This window comes from Candidatus Palibaumannia cicadellinicola (assembly GCF_001269425.1).
Classification (GTDB): Bacteria; Pseudomonadota; Gammaproteobacteria; order Enterobacterales; family Enterobacteriaceae; genus Baumannia; species Baumannia cicadellinicola_A.
Window position 1 is genome coordinate 556,515 of sequence record NZ_CP011787.1, and the last position, 21,356, is coordinate 577,870.

A 21,356-nucleotide genomic window follows, 5' to 3' on the forward strand; every position below is an offset into this window, starting at 1 on the left:
ACAGTTGCGAAAATTTTTAAATACTTTAGTAAACAATATTAATCAAATTATTATTTGATACAGCGCATAACTGATCTACAGTAGATATAGCATGATGCTATAGGATGCTTATACACAATTATATTTTTACTTTTTTTTACTTTCATTACTTGCTATATAGCTATCTATATATTAGATACACTGTATTAAACTAATTAACTTATTCGTATATCAACAATTATCAATAATTTTTAATATTCTATCAATCATAGAAACTGGTTGATTACTATTTAACACATAAACTTCTGGCCAGTTACGTAGCCAAGTCATTTGGCGCTTAGCAAGCTTTCTTGTAGCATAAATACAATTTAATACCATGCTATCATAATTAATTTCTCCTGCTAAATATGACCATATCTGACGGTAACCAACGCAACGCATAGATGGCATATCTTTGTTAACATCACTACGGGCAAAAAGCTTACTAACTTCATTTTCAAATCCATTTTTTAACATTTGATGAAATCGCTGTGTAATCCGCTTATTTAGTAAATCACGATCACATGGCATGATTGCAAATTGCAATACTTTATATTTATATTTAAGATCATCCCCAGATATTTTAGTCATTTCTGTTATAGTTTTACCTGAAAGCAAAAATACTTCTAGTGCTCTCACTAATCTATGCGAATCATTCGGATGAATACGATTTGCTGCGATTAAATCAATTTTTTTTAATTTACAGTGTAATTTTTCCCATCCTAAATGTTGTGCCTCACTTTTAATCCGCATACGTATTTCATTATTAGCTTTAGGCAAGGGAGATAAACCATTCAATAAAGCCTTGAAGTAAAGCATCGTTCCACCTACTAGCAAAGGAATACGTCCTGCTGCAGTGATTTTGTTCATTTCATGAATAGCATCACTACAAAAATTAGCTATTGAATAAATGTCTACTGGATCACAGATATCTATTAGCCTGTGTGGAGCCTGCATAAGCTCATTATTATTTGGTTTAGCTGTTCCGATATCCATGCTACGATAAATTAGTGCAGAATCGACGCTAATAATATCAACAGGTAATTGTTTGCATAATTGTAACGCTAATGCTGTTTTACCTGAAGCTGTTGGGCCCATTAAAAAAATAGCTGTAGGTAGGAGACAAGAATTTATATTATTCATAGTTTAATTTTTTAATAGCAGCTTCTACATTTAATTTAACAATAAGCGAATTAGGAGGATTGTTTACCCAATGTGGACAAAGTCTCTCAATTTCTGCAATTAATGGAATTGCCCTATAATAGCTCCATATAGTAGTAGTTTCATTATTTATATTACGTGCAAGCCATGCTGCAATTTTTTTAGATGTTATTAAATATTCACTATTAAGGTACACTAATAGTTCTATAATTAAGTTGTGTAAATTTTTTTTCCTTAATAATGGTAATGGTACTGCATTAAGTATTACTTGAGACTCATTAGCTTGCAGCACAATCCCAATGTTTTTCAAAAAAACAATATTTTTGTAAAGTGTTACAGTTTCATCTTTACTTAATGTCATACGTATTGGAATTAGTAGCGAATGAGATATAATATTATCTTTTTCAGGCGTTAATTGACGCTCAGTGATATAAATATTAGCGAATTTTAGTGATAGTAATGATAATCCGTGAGCTGCTTCTAAAAGAGCATAGCAAGGATAGTATACAGTCAATAATCGACCAAAACTATTTTTATAATCACTACTAATATTTGCTGCTGTATTAATATTTTTTTCTTTTGTACAAATATTATTTTTATGTTGTTTATTATAAATAATTACTCTAGTAGAGTTACTAACTAATTCATTAGCTTTATCTGGTTCTGTTACTGCTTGTAATTTATTGCTACATAATGGGATTGGAATATAATTAGTAGTATCTAGGTATGGTTTTATTTTTTTTTGCAACACAGTTACTACAGCCTGATAAATAACATGGTGCACTAACCGCTCATTGTGAAATCTTACATCTTTTTTAGCAGGATGAACATTAATATCAATTTGGTTAGGGTTCATCGTAATAAACATAACAAAAGCTGGAGACCTAATTCCATTTAACTGTTCTTGGTAAGCCTGGCTGATAGCATGGTTTATCAGCTTATTCCGTATCACACGTTGATTCACATAACTATATTTAATAATAGGAAAATATTCATTTTTTTCTGGTTTATCGGAATCTTCAGTCCATCCAGATACAGTTATATCGCTATACTGCCAGCATAATACTAGTGCTCGTTTAACGAATCTAATTCCACAAATACTACTAAGCCTTCGCAAATACTGACTATTATCTCTAACCGCTCGATATAGTTGAACGTTTTTGTTATTATGCTGAACAATAAATGTTACATCGAATCTTGCTAGTGCTATTATCCGAATTACTTCTTCAATATTCTTAAACTCAGTTTTATCGGTACGCATAAACTTACGCCTAGCTGGGGTATTATAAAATAAATCTTGAACTTCCACTGTAGTACCTACTGGATGTGCTGCTGGCTTAATACTAATGGATGCTATATTGTCTTTATAAGCCTCCGCTGATGCCTGCCAAGCTTCATTTTGTTCAGTTATGCGTGAAGTTATAGTAATGCGAGCAACAGAACTAATACTAGCTAAGGCTTCCCCGCGAAATCCCATACTGGTAATAGACTCTAAATCTTCTATAGTAGATATTTTGCTAGTTGCATGGCGCGCAAGAGCTAGTATTAGTTCATTTTTACTAATTCCGCTTCCATTGTCACGGATACGTATAGTTTTCATTCCTCCATTTTCGATATTAATATCAATATGTGTAGCACCAGCATCTAGGCTATTTTCGACCAATTCCTTGACTACCGATGCAGGGCGTTCTACAATTTCTCCTGCTGATATTTGGTTAACTAATTGTTTTGATAGTATAATAATAGGCATAGTATATAGTTAATTTTCTGTTATAAATATTATTTTTAACTTAACTTTACTTTGTTTTATAACATCTTTAATCTAGTATAGTAGTATTTTCTATGTAGTATGTGCTATAAAATATGCACGTAATCCAAGATGCAAAGCATTAGCTATTTTTTTTTGATAAGAACTACTACCTAGTAGTAGTTCTTCTCTAATATTACTGATGAAACCAGTTTCAACTAATAATGATGGAATATCAGGAGAACGTAGTACTCCTAAGTTAGCATATTGAGGCTTAGTTTTATGTAAAGATCCAACAATTTTTAATTTTCCTAGTACTTTTACTGCAATTTCATATCCTACCCGTTGTGAATGATCAAACTGCAAGTCTAATACTAATTTACTGAAGTATGGATCACCTATACTGTTAGTGAGTAATTTACTTGCACAACCTATTAATTTATATTGTTTATCGTATTGTTCCAGCCAATTGTATATTTCGCTATGAGCACGTCTGTTGGATAATATCCATACTGAAGCGCCACAGGCACGTCTGTTTGACGCAGCAGCATCAGTATGTATAGATACCAATACACTTGCTCCATGTTTGCGTGCTACTTCTGATCTATCAATGACTGACATAAAATAATCTCTGTTACGAGTAAGTACAGGCTTAAACATAGGATCAGCGTTTAACATAATTTTAAGCTTACGAGCTATAGCTATTGTAACATTTTTTTCTTTTAGCCCTTTATTGCCTGTAGCACCTGGATCTTGACCACCATGTCCAGCATCAATTGCAACAACTATTGGTATAGTTATTGGTAGAGTACTTACTGCTGCTGCTTGACATAATTTATGTAGCGATGTTGAATGTAACAACTTATTTAGTGTAGCAGCAGTAGTAGTAGCAGAAGATATAAAAACATTATTTTTTTTATTAATATTAATATTAGTCGTATTAGTATGTGTTTGCCCTCTAATTATAATGACTAAATTATAATTTTTACCAAATTTACGTAAACTAACTTGCTGTATTGTAACGTTAGTATATAATGAGCATTGAATATCAAAAACAATACGAATACTTGTATTATTTTTTTGTGTACTAGTACGAATGCTTTTAATTAGATTATATCTATTAAATTTTAGAATAATTTTTTTTTTTAAAGATATAGGTATACTTTGGCTAATATCTAATACGATCCGTTCTGGATTATCTATAAAAAAACAATTATATACTGGTGATTGATTAAATCTAATGGTGATTATTGATTTAATTACTTTATTCTTTACTATAAGAGTCTTTAAATTTGCAGTAGCAGAATTGCTAATAATCAATATTATTAATAAAGTGTTTTTTAAAAAAATAATAAAAATTCATAGAATTTAGTTATAAGACTAACTAATTACTATATAGATAAAGCGAATAGTAACTTTTTACCAATAGCGCTGAAAGCTTGTGCTTCTGCCAGACGCATGATTCCAGGATACTTATATTTTAATGTAATAGATAGGTCCATAGTTGGTAACAGACCTTCACAAGACTGTGGCCACTCTATCAAAAATAAATATCTATTATAAAAATAGTCCTGTATCCCCATATACTCTAATTCCTCAGTATTAGATAAACGGTATAAATCAAAATGATAAACATTCCAACGCGCTAATAAATATGATTCGACTAAAGTATAAGTAGGGCTTTTTACTTTTCCAGGAAAACCTAAAGCTTGTATAACACCACGACAAAATGTTGTTTTACCTGTACCAATATCGCCATAAATATTAATTACACAAGATTCTTGACATGATGCTGCTAATTTAGCACCGAAAGTGACTGTTGCAGTTTCATCTATTAAAGGTATTAATACTTTTTCCATATTATATATAATACATAATCCCTTATGGCTGCTGCTCTATCATTATAAAATGTTTACGATAATAGGCTAATTCTGCTACTGATTCTAAAATATCATCTAGAGCTTTATGACTATTTTTTTTCTTTATTCCTACTAAAATGTCTGGTCTCCATCGTCGTGCAAGCTCTTTTAAGGTACTTACATCTATATACCTGTAATGAAAATAAGCTTCTAGCGCTGGCATATAACGGTATAGGAAGCGCCGATCTTGACCAATACTATTACCACAAATTGGCGATGTATCAGCTGGTACCCATTGTTGTAAAAACATTAGTGTTTGTTCTACTGCTTGGTTTTCATTATACTTACTGTGACGAACTCTATCTACTAACCCGCTAGTAGTATGAGTACGCATGTTCCATTTATCCATTAACATTAGTTGTGCTTCTGACTGATGTACGGCTAACACAGGTCCTTCAGCTATTACGTTAAGATAAGAATCAGTAATTAGTGTAGCTATCTCAATAATACGATGATATTCAGGATCTAGACCAGTCATTTCTAGATCAATCCATATTAGGTTATGGTTATTTACCGGCATAATAATTAATTATGTTGTGCAACAATAAAGAATATATTTAATAATATATATCTATATTATAGATTATATATATGTCAATTATTTTAATATCTATATGCTGCTATGTATTAACTAAATACTAATCACATGTATTGAATAAAGTTTTATAATAAAACTAAATTTATTGAATTAAAGTAACATTACTTTATTTAATTAAGATAAGATAAATTGTATTGTTTTCATGAGTTAAGAGGTTACCTGTGCTAAACAGGATAAAAATCTTGTTAGATTATATGCAATATATACTTAAATTATGGTTAACCCAACTAATAGGATGGGGTGCTGAGCGCAATGGAGGCTGGTTAACTATAATAGTCATTAAAATATTCGTACTGTACTATAAAGTAAATATGCAAGAAGCACTAGAACCTAATATAGCTAATTATCCTACATTTAACTCTTTTTTTAGAAGATCACTAAAGAAATCAGCCAGACCAATAGATACTAATTCCTCGGTAATCGTACTACCAGTTGATGGTATAATCTCACAATTAGGTACAATAAACGGAGAGTTTATCTTTCAAGCTAAAGGACACTACTATAGCTTAACAGCGCTACTAGCTGGCTATGATAATCTCATAGAGAAGTTCCGCAACGGACAGTTTGTCACAACTTATCTATCTCCTGGTGATTATCATAAGATCCATATGCCTTGTAATGGTGTATTACGTCAAATGATATATGTTCCAGGTGATTTATTATCAGTTAATCCTGTTAACACTAAAAAAATTAATAATTTATTTGCCCGTAACGAACGGGTAATTTGTTTATTTGATACTGATTTTGGTTCAATAGCGCAAATTAGTATAGGCGCTACTATTGTTGGTAGTATTACTACAGTATGGTCAGGTACAGTTACACCACCAAGAGAAGGTGTAATAAAATGCTTTTACTATCCAAAAAAAATAGTAAAAGATGCAATAATTTTATTTAAAGGGCAAGAAATAGGTAGCTTTCAGCTTGGTTCTACTGTAATAAATTTGTTCTCTTACGGTAGAGTAAAATTAAGTGATCACTTACATACAGGTTATTTTACCCGTGTTGGAAAACCACTTGCATATGGCTTAAGATGTAATTCAGCATAAAAAGAGAATTTGTGCTTTGCACTTTATAATTATTTTTTTACTAGGCTTACTAGTTACAACCCAAGGATTAAACGCTAACATACATAATGATCATGGTATAAAAAAAAATTTAATACAAAAAGAGCTAGATGATAAAAGTACTGCTAATCATCATGCGATAATATATTCTATACAGTTAGCGTTAAACGCTGTTGCTGAGAGCAAAGCATCTATTTTAAAAATTAAAGAATACCAGAAGGTAATTGAAGATTTTCAATTTCTTAAACTTAAGATAAGTGCTAAACAACAAAAAATTGTTGCAAATCAAACTAAAATAAAACTCTATAAGAATAGTTCTACTATAGAACTAAACAAGCAATTGTTGCAGTTAAACAGACAATTCATGGATATAACTAGACAACTACAACATGAGCAAGAAATCACACGCACAATCAGCGATTCTCTAAGTTTCTTACCGCAGCAACAGACTAAAGCACGTAAAGCACTGAATGATATAGAGCAACAACTTCAACAACATTTACTTATACAATGTACACCACTAGAGCAATCACAAGCAACTGCATTACAGGCAGAACAAATAGCACTACGGCTTAAAGTATATGAATTAGATTTGACGCAACTTAGTGCTAATAAGAGGCAAGAACTTTCACGCTTACGCGCAGAAATATTAAAACAACGTCAATATAGTATGGATACTCAATTACAATTATTACGTAATTATTTAAATATTTTATATCAGAATGAAGCTGAACAAGCGTTTAAACATAACGAAATGATAGCAGAACAAGGTATAACACTACCTAAATCGATAAGTAATCTATTAAAAACTAATCGAAAATTTTATATTGCTCTTAATAAACAAGCTAAACGCATGGATATTATCGCTTCGCAGCAACGTAATGCAGTATTAAAAACTCAAAAAATACGAAAAGTTCTTACAAATTTAATTGAACATGAACAGTGGCTAAATGAATCACCAATACTCGGAGAAACACTACGTAATCAGATTTCTAATCTTACAGATTTTACTAATAAAAAACCAAAGCCGCTGCCGCTAGATCGTGAAATTGCGCAGCGGCGAGTTAAGCGCTTACAGTATGAAGATTTAATTAATAAGCTACCACATTTAATAACAAGTACACAAGATGACGGGTCGCCGCTTAAACCAGCACAAAAGCTAATTTTATCAGCGCAATTGATAACTCAGCGTAACTTACTTAATGCATTATTAACAGGAAGCGATACAGAAATACTAGAACTAACTAAACTTAAGGTATCTTTTAATCAGTTAGAAGACGCAATAAGAGAACTTAATGAATCTGCTCATAGCTATCTATTTTGGGTAGCAGACGTAACACCGGTTAACTTTGCTTATCCTTTACTGATTTTTAAAGATATAAAGCAACTTATTAATTTAGATACATATCACCAATTTATATGTTCAATAAAAATGATGTGTAGCAAAAATACAACTTTTATTCCGCTTGTAGGATCTATTATATTAATAGTATTAAGCATTAGTTCCCGTAAAACTTATTATAAGTTTTTAGTAACATCTAGTAATAAAGTAGGTAAAGTTAATCAAGATCATTTTATATTAACGCTACGTACTGTGTTATGGTCATTACTCATAGCCTTACCGCTACCACTGTTTTGGGCAACGATTGGTTACGGATTACGTCATGCTTGGCCTTATCCAGCTGCGGTAGCGTTCGGTGAAGGTATTAGTGCTACTGTGTTAATACTCTGGATATTGATCGTTAGCACATATTTTGCTAACAATCAAGGACTTTTTATTGTTCACTTTGGTTGGCCTGCCCTACAAGTAAAACGTGCACAGCGCTATTATACATTTTTTATTAGTATGATTATCCCTTTAATTATTATATTGATTGCATTGGATACTTATCATCATCGGGAGTTTGCAAGCAATCTAGGTCGACTATGTTTTATCTTATTATGTATCTGTTTAGCGCTAGTTAAGGTAAATTTAAAAAAGGCTGGATTACCGTTGCATCTTGATAAACATAAACATAGTTCTAGCGAAAATATGGTTAATAGATTACTATGGAATATTATCATATCTGCACCAATATTTGCTGCTATAGCCTCCTGCCTAGGTCATTTAGCAACGGCCCAATCACTATTAGCTAAGCTAGAAAAATCAGTTGCTATATGGTTATTATTACTTATTATTTACTATATAATTAGACGCTGGATGTTTATTCAGCGCCGTCGTATTGCATTTGAACGTGCTAAACAGCGACGTGCCGAAATTTTAGCTCAGCGGGCACGTAATGACGATAATTTATCTCAATCTCAATTAAATGAAGTGGCAGCAGAAGTAGATGACAAGGTATTAGATCTAGATACCATGAGTACTCAGTCGCTGCAATTAGTAAGATCTATTATAACCCTAATAGCTCTGATATCTATTATCTTACTTTGGTCGGATATTTACTCAGCATTTAGTTTTTTAGAAAAAATACAACTTTGGGATGTAACTTATCCTATTAATGGCGTAGAAACTATTCATCCTATTACTTTAGGCGCAGTATTAGTTGCTATTATAGTTTCTATGATTACTACTCAGCTAGTGCGTAACCTACCAGCACTACTTGAGTTAGCATTATTACAACATTTAAATCTTACCCCTGGCACTGGTTATGCTATTACTACATTAACTAAATATAGTCTAATGTTTTTGGGAGGATTAATTGCATTTTCTTTTATTGGCATAGATTGGTCTAAATTGCAATGGTTAGTTGCTGCTTTAGGTGTAGGTTTAGGATTTGGCTTACAAGAAATTTTTGCTAACTTTATATCTGGCCTTATTATTTTATTCGAAAAACCAATTAGAATCGGTGATACAGTTACCATCAGTAATCTTACGGGTAATATTACCCGTATTAATACACGTGCTACAACTATAACTGACTGGGATAGAAAAGAAATAATAATGCCTAATAAATCATTTATTACTGAACAATTTGTAAACTGGTCATTATCAGATACTGTAACTCGTGTTGTGTTACATATTCCCGCTCCGCCTAGAGCACATATTGAACAAATTACTCATATTTTAGTACAAGCAGCACAAAACTGTCAATTAGTATTAGAAATGCCAGTTCCTGAAGCTTTTCTAGTTAATGTACAGCATGGGGTACCTATTTTTGAGTTAAGAATGTATGTAGCTGAAATGGGACATCGTATGCCGTTACGCCATCAGGTACATATGCATATTATAAATGGATACCGAGAGAATGATATAGAACTACCATTGACACCTATGATTCAGTGGTTTCAATCAAAATTTAATATTAATGAAGCAGCGTATTGAATTAATTATATAGTTAGTGTAAGCAAGCTTATTAGGCACATGTAACAGAAAAAGCTATTACCTCTCTTATATTTTTTACTTTTAATGCAAACATTAGTAAACGGTCAACTCCTAATGCAACACCAGAGCATGTAGGTAAACCATATTCTAATGCAGCTAAGAGTTGATAATCTATAGGTCTTTTCTTTAGATTAATAGCTGTTCGTTTATTATTTTCTTGCTTCAATCTATCACGTTGCTTATCAGCATCAGTAAGTTCAAGGAACCCGTTTGCTAGTTCTATGCCTTGAAAATATACTTCAAACCTATCAGATACTCTGTTATCTTTATAGTTAATTTCTGCCATTAATGCCTGAGAAGCCGGAAAATGATAGACAAAAATTAGCTTATCACTACTCATCTTAGGTACTATTACCATATTAAATAACAGTTGTAGCTGTATATCCAGATCATCATTAGGCGATACTACATCACATAAATTAAACTTAACTACATATTTATACAATTTTTCCTGATCTATAGATAATGGATCTATCCCAATATATTGGCTAAATATCTCTTTATAAGAGATAATCTCTACACAAGAGTAATCAATAAACATTTTTAATAAATCATTTACTTCATTCATAATTTGATACATATCATAATCTAGTCTATACCATTCTAATATAGTAAATTCAGGATTGTGATAACTACCAAATTCTTTATTACGAAAGCTTCGACATATCTGAAAGATTGGACCACTACCAGCAGCAAGTAGACGTTTCATATGGTATTCTGGACTGGTTATCAGATACATTGGTATTATTGATGGTAGGGGTAGGCTATCGCCTTGTTCTGTTATAGTGTTTGGACTGATAAAATCAGTCTTAAAAGGACAAAGATGAATTTCAGGTATAGTAGCCTTACTCATTGAGGGGGTATCTACTTCTAGTAAACCTAGATCATTGAAAAACATTCTAATTTTACTTAAAATTTGTGCTCTTTTGAATAAATTAAGAATTGAAGCACTGGGTTGCCAGCTAACTAATGAATTCATTACGTTATCTCAATTTTATCTATATAAGGCAAATAATTAGTAATATTTGACTTACTATTTAACTCTGGATACATACTCCCCAGAACGAGTATCTACTTTAATTAGATCGCCGTTCTGAATAAATAAAGGTACTTTTATTACTGCGCCTGTAGCGAGAATAGCTGGTTTATAGCTAGTATTAGCTGTTTCACCTTTGATACTAATATCGGTATTAATAATTTTTAGTTCAATGAAATTAGGTAGAGTTACGGAAATTGGTTGGTCATTCCATATAGTAAGCAAACAAGCTGCTTGTGTAACCAACCATTTAGCATTTTTACCTACAGTTTTTTTATTTACAGCAATTTGCTCAAAGTTTGTATTATTGATAAAATACCATAATTCTCCTTCATTATATAAATAATTTAGGTTAACATCTATGACATCAGCAACTTCAACTAAATCACCTGACTTAAATATTTTATCTAGCAATTGACCAGAAATTAGTTTACGCAAACGTACTCTGTTAAATGCCTGCCCTTTACCCGGTTTAATAAACTCATTATTAATAATGGCACATGGTTCGCCATCTAGTATAATTTTAATACCAGAACGAAATTCATTCGTACTATAATACGTCATTATATTATTATTAATTATTCCATTAAATTAGTTCTAACTAAAAAATCGTAAATTGTCTTTTATGAATAAATTATTTCTTGCTAAAGAAGAATGGTTAAATCAACTTTCTGATGTTATTACCAATCCTATAGAATTATTACAGCAGTTACGTCTTGATAAGCATGCTCAGTTATGTGCAGGTGCCAAAACTAGGCAATTGTTTAAGTTTCGCGTTCCTAGATCTTTTGCTAATAGAATGGTACCAGAAGATCCTGATGATCCTTTGCTCCGCCAAGTATTTACTAATATAGAAGAGTTTAAGCAACTACCAGAGTTTAGCACAGATCCACTAAATGAACAAAATAATACTATTCCTAATTTAATACATAAATACAAAAATCGTGCTTTACTGCTAGTAAAAAGTTGTTGTGCGGTAAATTGTCGTTATTGCTTTCGTCGTCATTTTCCCTATAAAAATAACCATGTAAATAAAGCTAATTTGTATCTAGCTATCAAATATATAAGGCAACATACTGAATTAAATGAAATTATTTTATCTGGTGGTGATCCACTAATGGCTAAAGATCACGAACTTTATGAATTGATCAATTTACTAGATGATATTAGTCATTTGACTACCCTTCGTATTCATAGTCGTTTACCAGTAGTAATTCCAGCACGAATAACAGACAGACTTTGTCAGCAGCTTGCAAGTTATCGCCTAAAAATTGTACTTGTCACTCATATAAATCATGCAAGAGAAATAAATTCAGAATTATGTGAAAGTATGGCAAAACTACGTGCCAAGCAGATTATTTTACTTAATCAGAGTGTACTGTTACGCGGAATAAATGATAATGCTGATATTTTAGCTATATTAAGCGAAGCTTTATTCTCCGCAGGGATACTACCCTACTATTTACATATGTTGGACTATGTGCAAGGTGCCGCTCATTTTAGAGTTAATGAACAAAGTGCTATAAATATTATGCAGAAACTATTGGGCAAAGTATCAGGTTATCTTGTTCCTAGATTAGTTAAAGAAATTCAAGGATTACCTAGTAAGATTTTACTAGATTTGAGATTAAATCATCAAAATAATTATTAATTAATTAAAACCCCCAGCCAATATTTACTTTGACTAGGGGTTGAATACTATTCATTAATGTATTTATTAATTTGAGCTTATGATGATGATATTTAAATATTTAATATAGATAACTAAACTAACCTAACTAACTACCTTACATCATACCACCGCCCATACCACCGCCCATGCCACTTGATGAAGCACCTAAATCAGATGATTTGTCTTCTTTTGGTAGATCAGTAACCATACATTCAGTGGTTATCATTAACCCGGCAATAGAAGCTGCATACTGCAGTGCAGAACGAGTAACTTTAGTTGGATCAAGAATGCCCATATCTATCATATTACCATATTTTTCAGTAGCGGCATTATAGCCCATGTTACCTTCACTAGCTTTTACATTATTAGCAATAACTGATGGTTCTTCACCTGCGTTAGCTACTATTTGACGCAAAGGAGCTTCCATAGCACGTCTTGCTACTTTTATTCCTACGTTTTGATCTTCGTTGTCACCCTGAAGTTCAATAATACCATTAGCAGCGCGAATTAGAGCAACACCACCACCAGCAACGACACCTTCTTCCACAGCAGCACGAGTAGAGTGTAAGGCATCTTCTACGCGAGCTTTCTTCTCTTTCATTTCTACTTCAGTAGCTGCACCCACTTTAATTACAGCTACACCACCTGCTAATTTAGCTACACGTTCCTGTAGTTTTTCCCTATCATAATCGGAAGTAGCTTCTTCACGTTGTTGATTGATCTGTGCAACACGACTATCAATTACAGATTTATCGCCAACGCCATCAATAATGGTAGTAGTATCTTTTGTAATCACTATTCTTTTAGCCTGTCCAAGATCTGATATAGTAGTTTTTTCTAGTTCAAGACCTATTTCTTCGGAAATTACGGTACCTGCTGTCAAAACTGCAATATCATGTAGCATTGCTTTACGACGATCACCAAATCCTGGTGCTTTTACTGCTGCTACTTTTACAATGCCGCGCATTGTGTTAACAACTAAAGTAGCCAGAGCTTCGCCTTCAACATCTTCAGCTATTACTAGCAGTGGTTTACTTGCTTTAGCAACAGCCTCTAGTATTGGAAGCATTTCTCTGATATTTGAGATTTTCTTATCAGCTAGTAATATGAAAGGATTATCTAATTCTACTGTTCCATTTTCTTGCTTATTTATAAAATAAGGAGACAAGTAGCCACGATCGAACTGCATACCTTCAACTACGTCTAATTCATCCTGTAAGCCTGACCCTTCTTCAACTGTAATAACACCTTTTTTACCTACTTTTTCCATTGCTTCAGCGATTAGAGTACCTACTTTTTCATCAGAGTTAGCTGATATGGTTCCTACTTGAGCTATCGCTTTTGAATCTGCACATGGGACAGATAATTTTTTTAATTCTTCGACTGCACCAATAACAGCTTTATCAATACCACGTTTTAGATCCATAGGGTTCATACCTGCGGCAACTGCTTTCAGCCCTTCGTTAACGATAGATTGCGCTAGCACTGTTGCAGTAGTGGTGCCATCACCTGCAGCATCATTTGCTTTCGAAGCAACCTCTTTGACCATCTGCGCACCCATGTTTTCGAATTTATCTTCTAGTTCTATTTCTCGTGCTACAGAAACACCATCTTTAGTTATGACAGGAGCACCAAAAGACTTGTCTAATACAACATTGCGACCTCTAGGACCCAGAGTCACTTTTACTGCATCTGCTAGAACGTTTACACCCCTAAGCATTTTTACGCGAGCTTCATTACCGAATTTTACTTCTTTAGCTGCCATATTATTTTCCTTACATTTGTTTATTTGACATAATTAAGCTAAATTACTTTTCAACAATTGCTAAAATGTCACTTTCAGACATGATTAATACCTCATCATTATCTATTTTTTCTACCTTAACACCATATCCGTCATTAAAAATAATTGTATCACCAACTTTAACGTCTAGTCCCCTAACTTGACCATTGTCCAGGATACGGCCACGACCTACTGCTAGTACTTCTCCGCGGGTAGATTTGCCAGCTGCAGATCCTGTTAGCATGATGCCGCCAGCTGATTTTGATTCAATTTCTTTACGTTTTACGATAACGCGATCATGTAATGGACGAATTTTCATTGATAGCTCCCCTTAAAGAAAATTTCGGTCGGTTGTTTGTTGTGTTGGATAACTATTAGGCATATTTTTTATTTATGCCCCCTTCATACATTAATGATTGGGGCGTTCAAGTAAGCTTCAAGGGTAATAAAATAATTTTTTCTGTAATTCATTAATTGTTAGTAAAAAAATAATATTTTTTAAATAAAGAGAACTTCATAATATAATTATTTTATTTTAAAGCTTAAATTGCAGTTAATTTTCATAAATTAAGGAAACTATATGGCTAATAATTCAATCCGTATAGAAGAAGACTTACTTGGTACCCGTGAAGTGCCTGCCGCTGCTTATTATGGTATTCATACCTTACGAGCAAGCGAAAATTTTTCTATTAGTACTGTACGTATTAGCGATATCCCTGAATTAGTACGTAGTATGGTTATTGTAAAAAAAGCAGCTGCTATTGCTAATAAGGAATTAAAAACTCTACCTAATGCTATTGCAGATATCATTACTAGTGCTTGTGATGAGATGCTAGTTAAAGGCCGCTGTATGGATCAGTTTCCAGTTGATGTCTTCCAGGGTGGTGCCGGGACTTCAATTAATATGAACATTAATGAAGTATTAGCAAATATAGGATTAGAATTAATGGGACATAACAAAGGAGAGTATCAATTTCTTAGTCCTAATGATCACATTAATTTGTCTCAGTCTACCAACGACTCATATCCAACTGGTTTAAGATTAGCAGTATATAATGCTATTCAGCAACTAATAGTAGGCATAAATTATCTTAGTACTGGTTTTGAACAAAAAGCCAAGGCATTTGCTGATACACTAAAGATGGGACGTACCCAATTACAAGATGCTGTGCCAATGACTTTAGGTCAAGAGTTTCATGCGTTTAATGTTCTTCTAAAGGAAGAGAAGAAAAATCTTCTTCGTAGTTCTGAACTACTGTTAGAAGTAAATTTAGGTGCTACTGCTATTGGTACTAGTATTAATACCCCATATGGTTATCAAGCTATTGTTGTAGAAAAATTAGCCAATATAAGTGGTTTACCATTTTTACCAGCGGAAGATTTAATAGAAGCAACTTCAGACTGTGGCGCCTATGTTATGGTACATAGTGCGCTAAAACGTCTTGCAGTAAAATTATCTAAAATTTGTAACGATTTACGTTTGCTTTCTTCCGGTCCTAGAACTGGACTAAATGAAATTAATCTCCCACAAATGCAGGCTGGTTCATCGATTATGCCTGCTAAAGTTAATCCAGTTATTCCTGAGGTAGTTAATCAAGTTTGCTTTAAGGTTATTGGTAATGATACTTGTATTACCATGGCAGCAGAGGCAGGTCAATTGCAACTAAATGTTATGGAACCAGTTATTAGCCAAGCTATGTTCGAATCTATTTATCTTCTAACTAATGCTTGCTATAATTTACAGAATAAGTGTATTGTAGGCATTAGTGCTAATCATTCAATATGTAAACAATATGTTTTTAACTCTATTGGTCTAATAACCTATCTTAATCCTTTTATTGGACATAAAAACTGCGATAAAGTAGGTAAAATTTGTTCAGAAACAGGTAAGAGCGTACGAAACGTAGTGTTGGAACTAGGTCTTTTAAATGAAGTACAATTAGATGATCTTTTTTCGTTAAATAATTTAATATATCCTATATATAAGGGACAACTTTATTAAATTTGAAAGTTAATAAAATATTTACTTAACTTAATCAAGTGTATGATATAATCTAATTATAGTTTTTTTTATACAACCTTTTTGCCCGGATAGCTCAGTAGGTAGAGCAGGGGACTGAAAATCCCCGTGTCGGTGGTTCAATTCCGCCTCCGGGCACATTCCTAGTTAATAAGGAAGTCCATATTAGTGCTCCTGCATAATACTTACTTGTAAAATCGATCAGGTCCGGAAGGAAGCAGTCGTAGCAGGTTATTTGTGTGCCAGGATGTTGTTAATTGGACTTCCGCCTTTCTTTAGCCTTTATATACATAAAAAAACTATATTGTTAGTTTATACTTGTTTTTACTATAGTTTAGTAAAATTTTTAGCAAGATATTTAGTCACCCCTTCAGGTGAAGGGATCATACCATCCTGATCTTTTTCCCACTGAGCTGGGCAAACTTCTCCATATTCTTCGTGAAATTGTAAAGCATCCACCATACGTATCATTTCATCGATATTTCTGCCAAGTGGTAAATCATTAACTACTTGGTGACGTACAATACCATGGTTATCTATCAAAAATGAACCTCTTAAGGCAACACCTAAATCAGGATGTTCAATTCCATATGATTTTATAATTTCACGTTTTATGTCAGCAACCATAGGGTACTGTACTTTACTAATACCACCTTGGTTAATTGTCATAGATCGCCAAGCATTATGCACATATTCAGAATCGCATGAAATACCAATTATTTTAACACCTCTTTTATGAAAAGAAAAATAACGCTTGTCGAATGCTATTAACTCAGACGGACAAACAAAGGTAAAATCCATAGGCCAAAAGAAAACAACAGCCATATGACTTTTAATGTAGTTTTTTAGGTTAAAGTTATTTACTATTTCACCATTTCCTAGTACGGCGGCTGCCGTAAAGTCAGGTGCTGGACGAGTAACTAATACCATAATATTTTTTCCTATTTTATCTAGATAAAGCCTAAATATAAATTTATTGTAAAGTAATACACTACAATAATAAAGCTAAACGCTATAATTTATTAGGTAAATATATTGTTATTAACTAGATTAACTTTTAACATATTTATTATCTACTTACTGTACTTGCAGATTATGATTGTATTGCTATTTATCTGCAGCCAGAACAAACAAAGTAGTGCCTGCCTGCATTTTTTTATTATCGCTTTATGGTCCTAGCGGTAGGTAGCTGGAGGATAAAGTATTATTCCCGCTAGGATATTTGGGAGCAACATTAAATACCATACGATAAACTACTTTAGTTTATTAAAGTAAGTAAGCCAGAAGATGTAGTTTAAGGGTTGTTTCGTTGGATAATCGATATTATTTATTATCCCTAATAGGGATGCGCGTCATTTTTTTATATTTTTTATCAATTTGGTAATGAAAATACGTAATGTTACATCGCTATATGTTTAGTGTTACTATTATACATATTTTCATTATAGTAAAGCTTATTGGCATCATTTTGATAAAAATCACTAAATATTTTGTGATAGTATTATATTCACAATGTACTACGACGTTATTATCAGCGTTTTATGGCTTGGTGACGTAGTCATGCTGCTATAGATACAGGTACATGAAGAAATGTTATTTAATAATTTTCTAAAAAAATTTTTTTTAAACTAAAAATGAGGTAATCATGGATATATTTTTTTTTATTACTGATGCTATAGCAAGTACTAGCGATTATTCAAGAGGAAGTTCTTACTCTATGATAATTATGCTGGTATTTTTCTTTTTAATTTTTTATTTAATGGTATTACGTCCGCAACAAAAACGCGCCAAAGTCCATAATGAATTAATAAATTCTATCTCTAAAGGAGATGAAGTACTTACTAACGGGGGGTTAATAGGTAAAGTAGTTAAAATCACTGCAACTGGTTATCTATCAGTAGCACTAAATGAAACAAATGAAGTATTGATTAAACGTGACTTTATAGCTTCGGTATTACCAAAAGGTACAATTAAAGCATTATAAGGTAAGAATAGTATGAAAAATATTGTGTTAAATAGCTATCCTTTATGGAAGTATATAATACTAGTATTTATTTTAATATTTGGCTTACTATATGCACTGCCAAATTTTTTTGGTGAAGATTTTGCTATACAAATCACAGGTACTAGTGGTACTACTATTAGTAAATTAACACTAAGATATATTAACAATTTACTTCAAAAACAACATATTACTAATAAGTCTATTACATTAATTAATGATACTATTTTAGTAAAATTTAATAATCAAAATATACAGTTATCAGCCTATGAAACATTATTAAATACACTAGGTAATAATTATGTCGTTGCACTTCATTTAGCACCAGCTACGCCATTATTTTTAGCGAAAATAGGTTCTAAGCCTATGAAATTAGGTTTAGATTTACGTGGTGGCGTCCATTTTTTAATTGACGTAGATATTAATACAATTCTTAGTAATGTACAACAAAAAAATATTAGCATGATGCTGGAAGAGTTGCGTGCGAAAAATATTCCTTATATTTCAGTGCATAAAATAGATAATTACGGGAGCGAGATTTGTTTTTTGAATGCATCTATACGTGAACAAGCACTTTATTTGATTAGGTCAATTAACCATACTAATCTATTAATAAAACGTAGTGGTAAATATAATATCAGCGCTAATTTATCTGATACTAATATACGTGAAGTACGTAACTCTGCAGTACAACAGAACATGACTATTATACGGAATCGTGTCAATCAATTAGGTATAGCTGAGTCACTAGTACAGCGTAATGGATCTAATAGAATTATAGTAGAATTACCTGGTATTCAGGATCCAGCACGTGCTAAGGAAATTATAGGCGCTACTGCTATGCTAGAGTTTAGGCTAGTAAATAATAATACCGTATATAATCCTAACGAAGCTAGTAAGCGATTTCCAGAAAATTTAGAAGTTAAATTTACTCGTCATGGTCATCCGGTAGTATTATATAAACCTATAATTATGACAGGTAATCATATTATAAATGCTACTTGCAGTAAGGATGATTATAATAACCCGCAGGTTAATATTTTTTTAGACCATGCTGGTGGAAATATTATGTCTAAATTTACTAAGAATAATATCGGGAAGCTAATAGCTACACTATTAATTGAATATAAAGATCATGGTAAAAACAACACTAACTTAGTTAAGCAAGAAGAAGTAATTAACATTGCGACTATCCAGTCACGTATTAGTAATATGTTTTGCATTACTGGTATTAGTAATATGAAAGAAGCACGTCATCTTGCATTATTACTACGTACTGGTGCATTGAGTGCACCAATAAAAATTGTTGAGGAGTGTACTATTGGACCTACTCTTGGTAGACTAAATATCACTCAGGGTTTAGTAGCATGTATCTGGGGACTAATAGCTTCTATACTATTTATGGTCATATGGTACCGTAAGTTTGGTCTTATTGCTGCTACAGCACTTATTGCTAATTGTATTCTTATTATGGGAGTTATGTCATTATTACCAGGTGCTACTCTAACAATGCCGGGTATCGCTGGTATAGTACTAACTCTAGCAGTTGCAGTAGATGCTAACGTACTAATTTATGAACGCATAAAAGAGGAGCTCCTTAACGGGAGAAAGGTACAACATGCTATTCATCAAGGTTATCATTGTGCTTTTTCTAGTATATTAGACGCTAATATGACAACTCTTATTACTACTATAATTCTCTATGAATTTGGGACTGGTCCTATTAAAGGTTTTGCAATAACTACTGCTATTGGTATAGCCACTTCAATGTTTACAGCTATTATAGGCACTCGTGCTATAGTTAATTTACTATATGGTAGTAAGTCTATATCTAAACTATCTATTTAGATAATATTATGATTATGCAAAACAGTATAGAAGAATTAACTTATGGCCATAAAATATACAATTTTATGCGTTGGTCATATATTGCTTTCATGTTATCTATAATAACATTTATAGCTTCTATTACTGTTATATTTTTATGTGGTTTTAATTTAGGATTAGATTTTACTGGTGGTACAGTGATTGAATTAAAGTTAGAAAAAACTACAGATATCAATAAAATACGAGAAGCAATACAACATGCAGTATTTAGAGATCCTATAGTCCAATACATTGGTAATAATAAAAATATAATTGTACGCATTCCTCCAGTAGAAGAAAATACTGAAAAAAAACTTGGTAATAAAGTACTTAGGGTAATAGATAAAGTTACTAACCAGAAAGCTACTTTAACAAGATTAGAGTATATTGGACCTAACGTTAGCTATGATATATTGTCAGCAGGTATTATCTCACTACTGTTAGCTATAATTTGTATTTTTATCTACGTAGTTGTTCGTTTTGAGTGGAGATTGGCAACTGGTACTGTAATAGCTTTAATCCATGATGTTGTTATTACCCTAGGTTTGCTATCATTATTCCATCTGGAAATAGAACTAACCATTATAGCTGCTCTAATTTCTGTTATTGGTTATTCACTCAATGATAGCATCGTAGTTTCTGATAGAATCCGTGAAAATTTTCGTAAAATTAGTAGTATTAATACTAATGCTTATGAAATTTTTAATATTTCGCTTACTCAAACACTCAGTAGAACAATGATTACTTCAGCTATTACTATGATGGTAGTACTAATATTACTTATTTTTGGTGGATCAATGCTACGTGTTTTTTCTATTACTTTGTTAACTGGTGTTTTTATCGGGACAATTTCATCAATATATGTTGCTTCTGCGCTTGCTCTGAAGCTTGGTATGAAACGCGAACATATTATGCAACAACAAATAAATAAAGAAAGCATATAAAATATATATATTTATATTGATATCTTTTTAACGAAACTAAATACTTAGTGTTCATTATCACAGATAATTTGAATTTAAGTTATTTAACATTAAAAAAATATAATATGAGTATATTCATTACATAGTTCTTATAGGCTTATTCAA

Annotated in this window: 17 protein-coding genes, 1 tRNA gene and 1 other RNA gene; 9 read left to right on the top strand and 10 right to left on the bottom strand. The window is 32.2% G+C overall.

Annotated elements, in window-relative coordinates; translation table 11 throughout:
- Nucleotides 1-210: 210 nt before the first annotated feature.
- From miaA to orn, 5 genes are all read right to left on the bottom strand, one after another.
- Nucleotides 211-1,161 (bottom strand): tRNA (adenosine(37)-N6)-dimethylallyltransferase MiaA, encoded by a 951-nt coding sequence (gene miaA, locus AB162_RS02545; RefSeq protein ID WP_053097240.1) that lies wholly within the window; start codon nt 1,159-1,161, stop codon nt 211-213.
- Entirely contained in the window at nt 1,154-2,929 is a 1,776-nt protein-coding gene (gene mutL / locus AB162_RS02550) for a DNA mismatch repair endonuclease MutL (protein ID WP_053097242.1), read from the bottom strand. Before mutL ends, miaA begins: the two co-directional genes overlap by 8 nt.
- Before the next feature lie 90 nt (nt 2,930-3,019).
- Nucleotides 3,020-4,246: an N-acetylmuramoyl-L-alanine amidase gene (locus AB162_RS02555; RefSeq protein ID WP_053097243.1), complete on the bottom strand. Its 1,227-nt coding sequence runs from the start codon at nt 4,244-4,246 to the stop codon at nt 3,020-3,022.
- A gap of 71 nt (nt 4,247-4,317) precedes the next feature.
- Nucleotides 4,318-4,785 (bottom strand): tRNA (adenosine(37)-N6)-threonylcarbamoyltransferase complex ATPase subunit type 1 TsaE, encoded by a 468-nt coding sequence (tsaE, locus tag AB162_RS02560; RefSeq protein ID WP_053097245.1) that lies wholly within the window; start codon nt 4,783-4,785, stop codon nt 4,318-4,320.
- Nucleotides 4,786-4,807: 22 nt separating this feature from the next.
- Nucleotides 4,808-5,365 carry an oligoribonuclease gene (orn, locus tag AB162_RS02565; protein WP_053097248.1) on the bottom strand — a complete coding sequence of 186 codons (558 nt, stop codon included), beginning with the start codon at nt 5,363-5,365 and terminating at the stop codon, nt 4,808-4,810.
- 239 nt (nt 5,366-5,604) lie between these two features.
- Between orn and asd the strand changes: the two genes are divergently transcribed.
- Both asd and mscM read left to right on the top strand, forming a co-directional pair.
- The gene (gene asd, locus AB162_RS02570) at nt 5,605-6,489 is read left to right on the top strand and encodes an archaetidylserine decarboxylase (RefSeq protein ID WP_053097250.1); all 885 of its coding nucleotides are present in this window, start codon (nt 5,605-5,607) and stop codon (nt 6,487-6,489) included.
- 16 nt (nt 6,490-6,505) lie between these two features.
- A complete protein-coding gene (gene mscM, locus AB162_RS02575) occupies nt 6,506-9,829 on the top strand; it encodes a miniconductance mechanosensitive channel MscM (protein WP_053097252.1) in 3,324 nt (1,107 codons plus the stop codon).
- 31 nt (nt 9,830-9,860) lie between these two features.
- On the opposite strand, the gene epmA is transcribed toward mscM, so the two are convergent.
- On the bottom strand, nt 9,861-10,868 hold the full coding sequence (gene epmA, locus AB162_RS02580) for an elongation factor P--(R)-beta-lysine ligase (protein ID WP_053097255.1): 1,008 nt from the start codon (nt 10,866-10,868) through the stop codon (nt 9,861-9,863).
- 54 nt (nt 10,869-10,922) lie between these two features.
- Nucleotides 10,923-11,489 carry an elongation factor P gene (gene efp, locus AB162_RS02585; RefSeq protein WP_053097257.1) on the bottom strand — a complete coding sequence of 189 codons (567 nt, stop codon included), beginning with the start codon at nt 11,487-11,489 and terminating at the stop codon, nt 10,923-10,925.
- Nucleotides 11,490-11,550: 61 nt separating this feature from the next.
- On the opposite strand from efp, the gene epmB reads away from it, so the two are divergent.
- Nucleotides 11,551-12,576, top strand: coding sequence for an EF-P beta-lysylation protein EpmB (gene epmB / locus AB162_RS02590; RefSeq protein WP_053097258.1), 1,026 nt, complete (start codon nt 11,551-11,553; stop codon nt 12,574-12,576).
- Between the two features lie 136 nt (nt 12,577-12,712).
- Here the strand turns inward: epmB and groL are convergent, their stop codons facing one another.
- Together groL and AB162_RS02600 are read right to left on the bottom strand one after the other, a co-directional pair.
- Nucleotides 12,713-14,362, bottom strand: a complete 1,650-nt coding sequence (gene groL / locus AB162_RS02595; RefSeq protein WP_053097260.1) for a chaperonin GroEL — start codon at nt 14,360-14,362, stop codon at nt 12,713-12,715.
- 43 nt (nt 14,363-14,405) lie between these two features.
- The gene (locus AB162_RS02600) at nt 14,406-14,699 is read right to left on the bottom strand and encodes a co-chaperone GroES (protein ID WP_053097262.1); all 294 of its coding nucleotides are present in this window, start codon (nt 14,697-14,699) and stop codon (nt 14,406-14,408) included.
- Nucleotides 14,700-14,960: 261 nt separating this feature from the next.
- Between AB162_RS02600 and aspA the strand changes: the two genes are divergently transcribed.
- From aspA to ffs, 3 genes are all read left to right on the top strand, one after another.
- Nucleotides 14,961-16,382: an aspartate ammonia-lyase gene (gene aspA, locus AB162_RS02605; RefSeq protein ID WP_053097264.1), complete on the top strand. Its 1,422-nt coding sequence runs from the start codon at nt 14,961-14,963 to the stop codon at nt 16,380-16,382.
- 83 nt (nt 16,383-16,465) lie between these two features.
- Nucleotides 16,466-16,538 (top strand) — tRNA-Phe (locus AB162_RS02610).
- Nucleotides 16,539-16,563: 25 nt separating this feature from the next.
- Nucleotides 16,564-16,662, top strand: an RNA gene (gene ffs / locus AB162_RS02945) — signal recognition particle sRNA small type.
- Nucleotides 16,663-16,727: 65 nt separating this feature from the next.
- Here the strand turns inward: ffs and AB162_RS02615 are convergent.
- A complete protein-coding gene (locus AB162_RS02615) occupies nt 16,728-17,330 on the bottom strand; it encodes a peroxiredoxin C (RefSeq protein ID WP_053097266.1) in 603 nt (200 codons plus the stop codon).
- Between the two features lie 721 nt (nt 17,331-18,051).
- On the opposite strand from AB162_RS02615, the gene yajC reads away from it, so the two are divergent.
- The 3 genes from yajC to secF are packed head-to-tail and all read left to right on the top strand — an operon-like array spanning nt 18,052 to nt 21,212.
- Nucleotides 18,052-18,384, top strand: coding sequence for a preprotein translocase subunit YajC (gene yajC / locus AB162_RS02620; RefSeq protein ID WP_156213999.1), 333 nt, complete (start codon nt 18,052-18,054; stop codon nt 18,382-18,384).
- Between the two features lie 24 nt (nt 18,385-18,408).
- On the top strand, nt 18,409-20,250 hold the full coding sequence (gene secD, locus AB162_RS02625; protein WP_053097405.1) for a protein translocase subunit SecD: 1,842 nt from the start codon (nt 18,409-18,411) through the stop codon (nt 20,248-20,250).
- A gap of 8 nt (nt 20,251-20,258) precedes the next feature.
- Nucleotides 20,259-21,212 (top strand): protein translocase subunit SecF, encoded by a 954-nt coding sequence (secF, locus tag AB162_RS02630; protein WP_053097270.1) that lies wholly within the window; start codon nt 20,259-20,261, stop codon nt 21,210-21,212.
- Nucleotides 21,213-21,356 lie beyond the last annotated feature (144 nt).